13 protein-coding genes and 1 tRNA gene are annotated in these 11,770 nt (G+C 63.0%); 7 read left to right on the top strand and 7 right to left on the bottom strand.

All coding sequences use genetic code 11. The features are described 5' to 3' along the window. Window positions 1-43: 43 nt before the first annotated feature. Together QNI87_RS13615 and panC are read right to left on the bottom strand one after the other, a co-directional pair. Window positions 44-117, bottom strand: a tRNA-Gly gene (locus QNI87_RS13615). A 65-nt stretch (window positions 118-182) separates the two neighbouring features. Next, entirely contained in the window at window positions 183-1,037 is an 855-nt protein-coding gene (gene panC / locus QNI87_RS13610) for a pantoate--beta-alanine ligase (protein WP_300597404.1), read from the bottom strand. Window positions 1,038-1,172: 135 nt separating this feature from the next. Here panC and QNI87_RS13605 point away from each other — a divergent pair, with 135 nt between their 5' ends. From QNI87_RS13605 to QNI87_RS13575, 7 genes are all read left to right on the top strand, one after another. Next, window positions 1,173-1,997 (top strand): division plane positioning ATPase MipZ, encoded by an 825-nt coding sequence (locus QNI87_RS13605; protein WP_300597402.1) that lies wholly within the window; start codon window positions 1,173-1,175, stop codon window positions 1,995-1,997. A 1-nt stretch (window position 1,998) separates the two neighbouring features. Beyond that, a complete protein-coding gene (locus QNI87_RS13600; protein ID WP_300597400.1) occupies window positions 1,999-2,355 on the top strand; it encodes a molecular chaperone DnaJ in 357 nt (118 codons plus the stop codon). A gap of 224 nt (window positions 2,356-2,579) precedes the next feature. Continuing rightward, entirely contained in the window at window positions 2,580-4,016 is a 1,437-nt protein-coding gene (gene pgmG / locus QNI87_RS13595; protein WP_300597398.1) for a phosphoglucomutase/phosphomannomutase PgmG, read from the top strand. Then, window positions 4,006-4,254 (top strand): hypothetical protein, encoded by a 249-nt coding sequence (locus QNI87_RS13590; protein ID WP_300597396.1) that lies wholly within the window; start codon window positions 4,006-4,008, stop codon window positions 4,252-4,254. Before pgmG ends, QNI87_RS13590 begins: the two co-directional genes overlap by 11 nt. Then, entirely contained in the window at window positions 4,251-4,661 is a 411-nt protein-coding gene (locus QNI87_RS13585; RefSeq protein WP_300597394.1) for a hypothetical protein, read from the top strand. The genes QNI87_RS13590 and QNI87_RS13585 overlap by 4 nt, the downstream gene beginning before the upstream one ends. A gap of 54 nt (window positions 4,662-4,715) precedes the next feature. Further along, window positions 4,716-5,600, top strand: coding sequence for a hypothetical protein (locus QNI87_RS13580; protein ID WP_300597392.1), 885 nt, complete (start codon window positions 4,716-4,718; stop codon window positions 5,598-5,600). 60 nt (window positions 5,601-5,660) lie between these two features. Further along, entirely contained in the window at window positions 5,661-8,159 is a 2,499-nt protein-coding gene (locus QNI87_RS13575) for a ligase-associated DNA damage response DEXH box helicase (RefSeq protein ID WP_300597390.1), read from the top strand. Here the strand turns inward: QNI87_RS13575 and QNI87_RS13570 are convergent. From QNI87_RS13570 to QNI87_RS13550, 5 genes are all read right to left on the bottom strand, one after another. Next, window positions 8,156-8,590 carry a biopolymer transporter ExbD gene (locus QNI87_RS13570; protein WP_300597388.1) on the bottom strand — a complete coding sequence of 145 codons (435 nt, stop codon included), beginning with the start codon at window positions 8,588-8,590 and terminating at the stop codon, window positions 8,156-8,158. The genes QNI87_RS13575 and QNI87_RS13570 overlap by 4 nt on opposite strands. A 193-nt stretch (window positions 8,591-8,783) precedes the next feature. Next, the gene (locus tag QNI87_RS13565; RefSeq protein WP_300597386.1) at window positions 8,784-9,221 is read right to left on the bottom strand and encodes a biopolymer transporter ExbD; all 438 of its coding nucleotides are present in this window, start codon (window positions 9,219-9,221) and stop codon (window positions 8,784-8,786) included. A 67-nt stretch (window positions 9,222-9,288) separates the two neighbouring features. Next, window positions 9,289-9,828 carry a biopolymer transporter ExbD gene (locus QNI87_RS13560; protein WP_300597384.1) on the bottom strand — a complete coding sequence of 180 codons (540 nt, stop codon included), beginning with the start codon at window positions 9,826-9,828 and terminating at the stop codon, window positions 9,289-9,291. 94 nt (window positions 9,829-9,922) lie between these two features. Further along, window positions 9,923-10,717, bottom strand: a complete 795-nt coding sequence (locus QNI87_RS13555) for a MotA/TolQ/ExbB proton channel family protein (protein WP_300597382.1) — start codon at window positions 10,715-10,717, stop codon at window positions 9,923-9,925. A 75-nt stretch (window positions 10,718-10,792) separates the two neighbouring features. Continuing rightward, a complete protein-coding gene (locus tag QNI87_RS13550) occupies window positions 10,793-11,461 on the bottom strand; it encodes an energy transducer TonB (RefSeq protein WP_300597380.1) in 669 nt (222 codons plus the stop codon). Window positions 11,462-11,770: the final 309 nt, after the last annotated feature.

Here is an 11,770-nt window from a genome sequence, read left to right as displayed (position 1 = left end):
GGGCCACGGACAGCTTCAAGAGGCTTCGCGATAAAGCGGGGATTGGAGCGGGTAAGGGGAATCGAACCCCTCTACACAGCTTGGAAGGCTGGTGCATTACCACTATGCTATACCCGCCCGCTCTTTGAGGCCGCGCCTTTGCCATCATAGGGGGCGCAGCGTCAATCCGAAATGAACGCCGATCATCCCACGGGCATGTTGTCGATAAGACGCGTGCCTTCGATACGCGCGGCGACGAGCAGACGGGATGGCGAGCCGGTGAGGTGAGAAATTGGGACCAGGTTAACCGCATCGGCGAGCTGTGCGTAATCCACCCGTTCGAACCCGGCGCTGGCGAGCGTTTCTCGAAGCTCGGTCAGGGCCATGGCGGGATCCGTGCCCGCTTCGATCGCAGTGATCGCCGCTTTCATCGCGCGCGGAAGACAGGCTGCGGCGGCGCGCGCTTCGCTTGAGAGGTAACGGTTGCGGCTCGACATGGCGAGGCCGTCCGCCTCGCGCACGGTCGGCACGCCGATGATCTGATGCGCCCGCGGCGCGGTGAGATCCAGATCGCGCGCCATCGTGCGGATGACAGCGAGCTGTTGAAAATCCTTCTCGCCAAAGAACGCCATATCGGGCTGGACCTGGTTGAACAGCTTGCACACGACCGTCGCCACGCCGTCAAAGTGCCCCGGGCGGTCTGCGCCGCAAAACCCCTCGCTCACCCCGCTGACCGAGATGTTCGTCGCAAAGCCGGGCGGGTACATGGTCGCAACTTCTGGCGCCCAGAGCAGCGCGCACCCTTCGCCTTCCAGCAGCGCAGCGTCCTCTTCCAGCTGACGCGGATATGCGTCGAGATCCTCGTTCGGACCGAACTGCGCAGGGTTTACAAAGATCGAGGCGACGACATAATCGCAGGCCTCGCGCGCGCGTCGCACCAGCGTCAGGTGCCCTTCGTGCAGCGCGCCCATGGTCGGAACAAGGCCGATCGACATACCGCCCTCGCGCAGTTTCGCCACGCTGCGGCGCAGCGCCTCAAGCTCGCTTGTGGTTTGCAACGCTCTGCCCTCTTTACCTGTGTCCGCCTCCCGCCCTAGACAATTCAACCGCCACCCCACAAGCTGACCTCTGCTTGATGGTCGATACGCAGATGGTGGACACACAGGCGCGCTCGAACGAAGGATTCATGAGCCATGACCCAGACCATTGCCACGCGCGCCGCACACCGGATCGTCTTCGCGAACGAGAAAGGCGGAACGGGTAAATCCACCACAGCGGTGCACGTTGGCGTGGCGCTCGCTTACCTGGGCGCGCGGGTGACGATGCTCGATCTCGATCCACGTCAGCGCACGACCTTCCGCTATCTCGAAAACCGGGTCGAGACGATGAAGAAGCGCAGCGTGACCCTGCCGACGCCCGCCGCCGAGGTGTTTTCCGGGGACAGCCCGGATGCGCTGCTGAAGTCCATCGAGCGGCTGGAGGCGGACAGCGATTTCCTCATCATCGACAATCCCGGGCGCGACGATCCGTTCGCGCGCGCGGCGGTCGAAAACGCCGACACGCTGGTGACCCCTCTCAACGACAGCTTTGTTGATTTCGATCTTATCGGGCAGGTCGATGGCGATACGTTCGAGGTGACGAAGCTGTCTTTCTTTGCCGAGCTTATCTGGGAGTCGCGGATGAGGCGGAGCCGCAAGACGCTTGAGGAGCGGCGCCCCGAGATGGACTGGATTGTGGTCCGTAACCGTACAGGTTATGTCGAGGCGCGTAACCAGGCGCGTTTGGAGAAGGCTCTCAAGGAGATGTCGCAGCGCGTCGGCTTTCGCGCGGTCAAGGGTCTTTCCGAGCGGGTTATCTACCGCGAGCTGTTTCCCTCGGGGCTCACCCTGCTGGACAAGGGTCACTTGGGCGAGTTGGGCACCAGTCATCTGGTCGCGCGGCAGGAATTGCGCGCCTTGATACAGGCCCTGAAGCTGCCCGAATTCGAAAAGGCGCAGGCCTCATTGGAGCTCGCCTGACATGGTCAAATTCGCGATCCTTCTGGCGGTCATCTGTATCCTGTTTCGCATGGCTCTGGGCCAGTGGCCCTGGCAGATGCTCAAGCCCGCGCCGACACGCTCTCAGGCGGTGTTCAACGCGCGCAAGCTGCTGAGTGTCGAGGAGGGCGCATCGCGGGAGCAGATTCTGGCCGCGCATAAGCGACTCTTGGCGATGGTTCACCCCGATCGGGGCGGAAGCAACGCAGCGGTCCATGAAGCCAATGACGCGCGCGACCTGCTGCTAGACGAGTTGCCCGATCGCGGCGCGCGCCAGCGCGATATGGGGGCCGGAAGCGGGGTCAAGGACGAGGACGACACACCGCATGGCAATGCGTGATGGGTGCCGCGCGCAATCGGGCGCCTGATTGAGCCCTCCCACAGCCGGTCATCATAACGCGATTGAAACATGTTCGCAGGATTCCGATTCCGACTTACCCGCGCCTTGGTCTGCCTCTACAAGAGCTTTGAGCGGGGCGGCTCCGAGGGGGCGGTGCTCAGGGCGCGGCTTTGAGGAGGCCGCTTCGGACGGGGTAGCCATACGATTTTCCGGGACGAGAAACCATGAACCACACTTTCAACCCGACCATCCTGCGTGAATACGACATTCGCGGGGTTATCGGTAAGACGCTGGGCGCAGACGATGCGCGCGCCATCGGCCGCAGCTTCGGCTCAATGCTGCGCCGCTCGGGCGGGAAGCTCGCGCCCGCTGGCGAAAAAACCGTCGCGGTCGGGTACGATGGCCGCGTCAGCTCTCCGACGTTGGAGCACGCCCTGGTGGAAGGCTTGAGCGCGTCCGGCTGCAACGTCGTGCGCATCGGTCTGGGTGCCACACCCATGCTGTATTACGCCGAGGCCTCATCCGAAGAAATAGACGGCGGCATTCAGATAACTGGCAGCCACAATCCCCCCGATTACAACGGCTTCAAAATGGTGCTTGAAGGCCGGCCTTTCTTCGGCAGCGATATTCAGGAGCTCGGTGTCGTCGCGGCAACGGGAGACTGGACGGACGGAATCGGCGCGGTGTCGCAGCGCGACATCCTCAACGACTACGTCGAGCGCCTCCTCGATGGATTGAACGGAATAGAAAGCGCCGCGCTGTCTGAGCTTAAGGTTGGGTGGGACGCCGGAAACGGAGCCGCGGGACCCGCGCTTGAGGCTTTGGCCGCCCAGCTTCCTGGAGAGCATCATTTGCTGTTCACTGACATTGACGGGCATTTTCCTAACCACCATCCTGATCCAACGGTCGAAGCCAACCTGACCGATCTTCGCGCGCTGGTCGCCGAGAAGAAGCTCGATTTCGGAGTAGCTTTCGACGGAGACGGCGACCGGATCGGTGCCATTGACGGGGAAGGTCGGGTAATCTGGGGTGATCAGCTGCTGATGATCTTCGCCGAGGACCTGCTCAAAACACGGCCAAACGCCACGATTATCGCCGATGTGAAGGCCAGCCGGGCGTTGTTTGACCACGTTGCCGCGCATGGCGGCGACCCGCTGATGTGGAAGACCGGCCATTCGCTTATTAAGTCCAAAATGAAGGAGACTGGCTCGCCGCTCGCTGGAGAAATGAGTGGTCACATCTTCTTCGCGGACACTTATTACGGGTTTGATGACGCGCTCTACGCGGGAGTCCGTATCCTTGCCGCCGCCGCGCGACTCGGCAAATCGGTGACCGAACTGAAATCGGCCATGCCCGACATGATCAACACGCCCGAAATGCGCTTTCAGGTCGATGAGAGCCGCAAATTCTCCGCGATCACCGAAGTGACCGAGCGCCTGACCACCAATCCCGGCCCCGAAGTCGAGGAGGTCAACGCGACCGATGGCGTGCGGGTCAACACCAAGGATGGCTGGTGGCTCTTGCGCGCTTCAAACACACAGGACGTGCTTGTCGCGCGCGCGGAAAGCGATACCGAGGCGGGCCTTGAGCGGCTGATGGCGCAGATCGATGAGCAGCTTGCGCTGTCCGGCCTTGAACGCGGGGAGAGCGTTGGGCACTGATCCCGCCTCCCCTTGGCCCTGGTCCGCGCTCGGCCTGAAAGAGACCAGCGACCGAAACGCGATCCAGGCGGCGTACGCGGCGCGCAAGGCGCTGCTCAACGCGCAAGCGATGCGGATTTCGGCTTTCGCCGAATTGACGGAAGCGCGCGAGAAAGCCTTGTTTCTGGCCGCCGAGATGCGCCGCGAGGCCAAACGTGAGGGGGCGCTGCGCCTTTACCGGCGCAGATGGGATCTGTGATTGAGTCCGAACCCGAACCCGAACCCGAACCCGAACTTGTGCCTTCCACAAGCCCCGAGCCGCCCGAGTTTGAGCCGCCTTCTCCAAGAGCGGAAGCGCCTCGTGTTCCACCCTTCGCTGGAGCCCAGAAACCTGGATCAGACCCGGAACCCCAATCGAAGCCGCGCCCGGAACCCGAGGCCGAAAGCGCCTGGGAGCATGGCGGCGGATACAAGCCCGATGTCGACTTTCAGGATGGCAGCCTGCTGGAGGGACTTGTGACTGACCGCCGCGTGGATGGCGAAGCGCCGGTTGACTTGCCCACTGCGCAAGAGGAGCTTGCGGCGTTTCTCAAGCGGATAAAATTCGAGAAGCACGGCGCGTGGTATATCATCGGGATCGTCTTCCTGCTTTACACCTGTAGTTGAAACGTCGCGCGTCGGCGCCTGGGCTGCGCCCAACCTGAAAAGAGGATCTGTCTGATGAAACGCCTGTTCACTCCTGCTCTCGCCGCCGCTGCGCTCGCGCTTTCGGTCCCACTCGCCCCGCTTGCCGCGCAGGAAGACAGCGAGCCCTCCGCCGAAGAAATCGAGCAGGAACTGGATGCGATGGGCGCGATGTTCGGCGATATGTTCGGCAACGCCGAGCCGCTGACGCCCGAACAGGAAGCGCGCGTCCCGTTGGCGCAATCGGTGGTGCTCAAGGTCTTTCCCGAAGGCACTTACGCCAAGATGATGGACGAGACGATGAAGCCGATGATGGATGCCGTCATGGCCAATATCGCCGGGTCGCCGGGTGTGCTGTTGATGGAACTCACCGGCTTGCCGCCGAGCGCTCTGGCCGAGATCGACGAGGCCAAGTTGAACGAAGCGGTGGCGTTGCTCGATCCCAGCGCTGAAGCGCGCAACGCCGAAATGGCGGACACCATGCTGCGTGTCATCGGCGATATCGTGGTCCAGATCGAGCCGAGCTATCGCGCGGGTCTCGCGCGCGCCTACGCCGTGCGGTTCACCGAGGATGAACTGGCCGGTCTCGACGCTTATTTCGCAACACCTGTGGGCGCAAAATACGCCGCCGAGAGCTTTCTCATTTACGCCGACCCGCAGGTGATGGCCTCAATGAACGAGATGATGCCAGCGGTCATGGAAGCCATGCCCGCCATGATGGGCGATGTGGGCGCGATCGCAGAGAAATACCCCAAGGGGCGCACTTTCTCGGACCTCAGCGAGGAAGAGCAGACCCGGCTCGCCGGGTTGCTCGACACCACGCTTGAAAATCTTGCGGCCAACGAACCTGAGCCGGTTGAGGACGAAGCCTCTCAGGTCGACGAGGAGCAGGAGTGGGTCGAGCAAGAGGGCGCAAGTTGAGCGGCGGTTGGTGAGCGCGCGCTCTTGTCCAAGATGGCGCCGTTTGCCATCTGACCGAGCGTGAACGCGCCCCTCGCCAACCTTCCCAAGGCCGAAGTCCCGCCCGAAATCCGGGCCTGGTTCGACGCGCGCGGCTGGCGCATTCGGCGCCACCAGACCGACATGCTCGTCAAGGCGCGCGAGGGACGCGACGCGCTGCTGGTGGCGGATACCGGCGCGGGCAAGACGCTCGCCGGGTTTCTGCCGACCTTGTGCGACTTTGCCCCGTCTTCCGGCGCGCCGCCTGAAGATGGTCTGCACACGCTCTATGTCTCGCCCTTGAAGGCGCTCGCGCACGATGTGAAGCGCAACCTGCTGACACCTATCGAAGAGATCGGTTTACCGATCCAGGTGGAGACGCGATCGGGCGACACGTCCTCCGACAAGAAGAGGCGCCAGCGCGAAAGGCCGCCGCACGTGCTGTTGACGACACCGGAGAGCCTCTCGCTGCTGCTGTCCTATCCGGAGAGCCTTGAACTCTTTCGCACCTGCAAACGGGTGGTGATCGACGAAGTCCACGCCTTTGCGACCGGCAAGCGCGGGGATTTACTCGCGCTTGCTTTGGCGCGATTGCAAAAGCTCGCGCCCGATATGCAGCGCGTCGCACTCTCGGCCACTCTGGCGAACCCGCTTAATTTCCAGGAGTGGCTCGCGGCTCAACCGGCGGATGGGACCGGTGAACTCCACGCCGCCGATCTGGTGCTGGGCGAGAGGGGGGCCGAGGCCGAGCTCAGCATCCTGCTGCCCATCGAAGAGCGTGTGCCATGGGGCGGGCACGCCGGGCGCTGGGCGGTTGACCAGCTCTATCGGGAGATCAAGGCCAACCGCACCACGCTGGTTTTCACCAACACGCGCTTTCTGGCAGAGTTCATCTTTCAGTGCCTTTGGGACGTGAACGAAGAAAACCTGGCCATCGGCGTTCACCACGGCAGCCTGTCCAAGGAGGCGCGCCGCAAGGTTGAAGACGCGATGGCGGCGGGGGAGCTGCGCGCGCTGGTGTGCACGGCGAGCCTCGATCTGGGCGTTGACTGGGGCGATATCGATCTGGTGGTCCAGATGGGCGCGCCCAAAGGCTCCTCGCGGCTGCTCCAGCGGATCGGGCGCGCGGGGCACCGGCTCGACACCGCAAGTCGCGCGGTTCTGGTGCCGGGCAACCGGTTCGAATTTCTCGAAGCCATGGCGGCCAAGGATGCGGTCGATGAAGGCCAGCGCGATGGCGAGGAGTTTCGCCCCGGTGGCCTCGACGTGCTCGCCCAGCACATCATGGCCTGCGCCTGCGCCGCGCCGTTTCACGAAGACGATCTGCTCGCGGAGATTCGCTCCAGCGTCGCCTACGCCTGGCTCGATGCCGAACAATTCCAGCGCGTGCTCGGCTTTGTGAAGAATGGCGGTTACGCGCTCAAGGCCTACGACAAGTTCAGGCGCATCATTCGCGGGAAGGACGGCGTGTGGCGGCTCGCCCACCCCAATCAGGCGCAGCGCCACCGGATGAACGCGGGGATCATCGTTGATAGCGAGATGCTGATGGTGCGCTTCAGGAACGGGCGCCAGCTGGGCAAGGTCGAGGAGCGGTTCGCCGCACAGCTATCGGCCGGGGACACCTTCTTCTTTGCCGGGCTCAGCCTTGAAGTCGAGAGCGTCAAGGACATGGACGTGATCGTGCGCGCGGCCAGAAAATCCGCGACGATCCCGAGCTATGGCGGCCTGCGCCTGCCGCTCACCACGCACCTCGCCACGCGCGTGCAGGAAATGTTGACCGACCGCGCGGGGTGGGGCCGCTTTCCCGACGATGTGCGTGAATGGCTGGAGGTGCAGGATTATCGCAGCCGCCTTCCGGCTCCCGGAGAATTGCTGGTCGAGAGCTTCCCGCATGGGGGCAAGCATTATGCGGCCTATTACACGTTCGAAGGATGGAACGCGAACCAGTCGCTAGGCATGCTGATCACAAGGCGGATGGAGGATCGCGGGCTGATGCCTGGCGGCTTTGTGGCCAACGATTACACGCTGGCGGTGTGGGGGCTGAAGCCCGTGACCGATCCCGCGCCGCTCCTCTCGCCCGATATCCTGACCCACGAATTTGTCGACTGGGTGACCGAGAGCCACCTCTTACGCCGTGCCTTTCGCGAAGTCGCGGTGATCAGCGGCCTCGTCGAACGCCAGCATCCCGGCAAGCGCAAGACGGGCAAGCAGGTCACTTTCTCGACCGACCTCATCTACGACGTGCTCAAGAAATACGAGCCCGATCACGTCCTGCTCGAAGCGGCCTGGGCCGACGCGCGCGCGCGGATGACCGACGTGGGCCGGCTTGCCGATCTGCTCGAACGCTCCGAGCGCGAACTGGTGCATGTCGAACTCGACCGCGTGTCGCCGCTCGCGGTGCCCGTGATGACGATGATCGGCCGCGAAGCCGTGCCGCAAGGCGCGGTGGACGACGAATTGCTGATCGAGGCCGAGGGGCTTGTGGGCGAAGCGATGCGGATCGACCCGGAGGAAGGCGCGCGGGTGTTGGAGGGGGATTAATCGTCCTCGCGCTCAAGCACGCGGTACTTCTCATTGCCCACGAAGCCGAACTTTGTGACGCCCGCCACCTTGATCACCTTGAGCGTGCGGGCGGACAGGTCGTAGCTGGCCATGCCGTCGGGTTCGAATTGCAGCTCGGGCCCGGGCTCCATCCGCGTGGTCGCCTCCAACACGGCCTGCAATTTGGCAAGCGTGATGGCCTCGCCGTTCCACAAGAGCGTGTCCTCGCCGGAGATGACGAGCTTGTTCCTAACGGGGTCAATCGGCCTGTCGACTTCCGGGCCGTGCCCGGTGTCCACTTCGACCGCGTGCGTTGCGACCGGCACGGCCATGACAAACATGATCAGCAGGACGAGCAGCACATCGATCAGCGGCGTCATGTTCATGGCGCTCATCGGGCGTTCGACCGGAGCGGGGCGGTGTTGGGTCATCGCGGAGCTCCTTTGACGACACCCGGCATCGTACAGCAATATCAAGAAGTTGCCTAACGCGTACCGGTGTGTCTATTGCAACCGGCCCATCGTATCGCGCCCAAACACGAAAAAGGGCGCCGCGGTTGAACCGGGGCGCCCCTCTTGGCCTCAGGCACGGATCAGACGATTATTCGCCCTGCTACTCGCCCTGCTATTCGCCCTTGCCGAACGTGCGGTACTTTTCGTTGCCGACAAAGCCGAACTTGGTGACGCCGCTTGTCTTGATGATCTGCAGCACCTTGGCCGAACGGTCGTAGCTCGCAAGCTGGTCGGGCTCGAACTGAAGCTCGGGCTCAACCGCCATGGCCGCCGATTCCTGCAGATTGGTCACCAGCTGACCCGCCGTGATCGGCTCGGCGTTCCACAAAAGCTCGTCTTCTGCGGTGATCACCAGCTTGTTCTTGATCGGATCGATGTCGGGCGGAGGCTGGTTCGAATTGTCCGCCGGCAGATCGATATCCACCGAGTGCGTCGCGATCGGGATGGTGATGATGAACATGATCAGCAGCACCAGCAGCACGTCGATCAGCGGTGTCATGTTCATGTCGAGCATCGGCTCGCCGTCGAGCTTGCCTCCGGACATACCCATGTCAGTTACTCCTTAAATCCAAACAGCGACGCGATGGCCCGGTTTTGGGTTCGCGATCGCCAAGCCTTTACGCGCCGGGGTCGACCGGGTTCGAGATGAAGCCGACGATCGGGTAGCCCGCGGCCTGCACGTTATAGATGGTGCCAGCGACACACTTCCACGGCGCGTTTTGGTCGGCGCGGATGTGAACCTGCGGGATCGCTTCGGGGTCATCGACAATCGCCTCGGCGCCGCCCGGATAGTTCGACACGATCGCGTCGAGCCGCTCAAACGCCATATTGTACAGCTCTTCCGAGGTCACCGGCGTGATGTTGTTGAAGTACACGCGGCACTCGCCCGTCCGGGTTGCACCGGTGAAGCCGCTGCGGATGATACCGGCGGTCTTGCCTTCGGCGTCCGTCGTGGTGACGGTGAGCTGAAGGTTCTCGACCTTGTCCTTCGATTCTTCCATCTCGAAGATCGGAATTTCCAGCTGTTCGATCGTCTGGATCGCCACCGGAACCGCGATGAGGAAGATGATGAGAAGGACGAGCATCACGTCCACCAGCGGGGTCGTGTTGATGTCCGACATCGGGGTTTCGCCCGAACCGCTCATCGAAATTGCCATGGGTGCTTCCTATTCTGGCACTAAATCAGGTGTGTAAGCGTGGTGGGGTGGGGAGCGGCTCCGTCGCGCGAGCCGCTCCTTTCCATGTCCAGGCTTACTTGGTCGCGGGCTTCGCGCCGCCAGCGGTACCGGCCGGCTTCGCAGCGGTCGGCTTCGCGGCCGGCTTGGCCGCCGGACCCGCGGTCAGCGACGGCTTCACCGTGCCGTCCGAACCGATGTAAGCGAGGATATCGTTGCAAAAGTCGGTCATCAGCGCGGCGATGCGGCGGTTGCGCGATTGCAGCCAGTTAAACGCGAGCACCGCCGGAACCGCAACGAGCAGGCCGATCGCGGTCATGATCAGAGCTTCACCAACCGGGCCGGCCACTTTATCGATCGAAGCCGAGCCTTCGATGCCGATGTTGATCAACGCACGGTAGATCCCGATCACCGTGCCGAGCAGGCCGATGAAGGGCGCGGTCGCGCCGACCGAAGCGAGGAACGGAAGACCGCCCGAAAGCGCGGCGTTGATCGTTTCCTGGCTGTGCGCGAGGCTGTCTTCCACATAGCTCGCTTCGCTGCCCGCGCCGTGCATCTTGGCGTGATCGTCGCGCGCCTTGACGGCGTCGTCGGCCAGCTGGCGCCACGCTGAGTTCTTCTCGAACTTGAGCGCGCCGTCCTTGAGACCGGCCGAACGCCAGAATGCGGCCTTGCCCTTGCGATACTGGCCGATGACCTTGTTCTGCTCGAACAGTTTGGAGAACAGGATGTAGAACGAGCCCACGCTCATGATGACCATGACGGCGAGGATCGACCAGGCGACCGGGCCGCCTTCTTCCATGGCCTGCATGAAGCCAAACTTGTTTTCCGGTGCGACGTCGCCGGCGGCGGCAAGAAGGTAAGTGAACATGGCGAATAAGTCCTTTTAAAAGAAAGTGTCCCCGAAAACCGGCCCCTTGGCGGCGGAGCCGGTTTCGAAATTCGATTAATCCAGTCGATAGGTGATCGTGGTGGCGTAGGAACCGGTCGTCGGGTTGCCTGCGTCATCAAGCGCTTCGTTGAACCGCGCGTAGCGGCTCATACCCTTGCACGCCGCCTCATCGAGAACGTTCGATCCGCTGGAGCGGATCACGCTGCAGCCCGAAACTCGGCCATTCGGCCCGATCGAAACCCGCACGCCGACATTGCCTTCCACTTCCTCACGCAGAGCGCGCGTGGGATAGTTTTCGGAAATCCGACGCGACCAGCGGCTCAGACCCTTGGGCGAGGCCGGTCGCGCCTTGGAAGGCGGCGGCGGGGCCGGGGGAGCAACCGGAGCGGGTGGCGGGATCGTGAGCGCGGGCGGCGCCGGCGGTGGAATCGTCGGAGTCGTTACGATCGGTGGCGGAGCCGGAGCGATGCTGATCGGTGGCGGCGGCGCAACCGGGGGCGGCGGAGCCACTTCCTGCGGCTGTTCGGGCGGCGGCTCAGGCGGCTCTTCGGGTGGCGGTGGCTCGTCCTCGATGTTCACCGTGGTGACGCGCTCGATTTCCTTTTTGACCGCGTCCACGGCGAGGCCGATGATCATCGCCAGGCCAATGCCTGCCACGATGCCGATCGAGATGATAAGGGAAGTAAGCTTACTCCCCGTCATTCCTTGATCAACGTACGACATTCGGCTGATTTCTCTCCATTCTTCGCCAACCTTGGTCGGCACACTCTCTATGGCTCGGCGAACTGGATACCGAGGCCAAAGATCCCTAAATTTGTCCTCCCGACCGGACGCCGCGCGCTCCCACAGACCATCGCACCCATCCGGAGTGCCACCTACGCCCTGTACTCGCGCGCTGCGGCACGGGTTCGCTATGGTCATGTCCCCAAAACCAATGCGAGCGCTTCGCGGTGTAACGGTCAACACCTAGTCAATCAAACGCTTTATCGGTTCAGACGCGATTCAAATGTCTCGTTCTCAAACAAAAGGCGC

The sequence above is a fragment of the Erythrobacter sp. genome (assembly GCF_030066995.1).
In the GTDB taxonomy this organism is placed as follows: Bacteria; Pseudomonadota; Alphaproteobacteria; order Sphingomonadales; family Sphingomonadaceae; genus Erythrobacter.
This window is presented reverse-complemented; position numbering and strand designations above follow the sequence as displayed.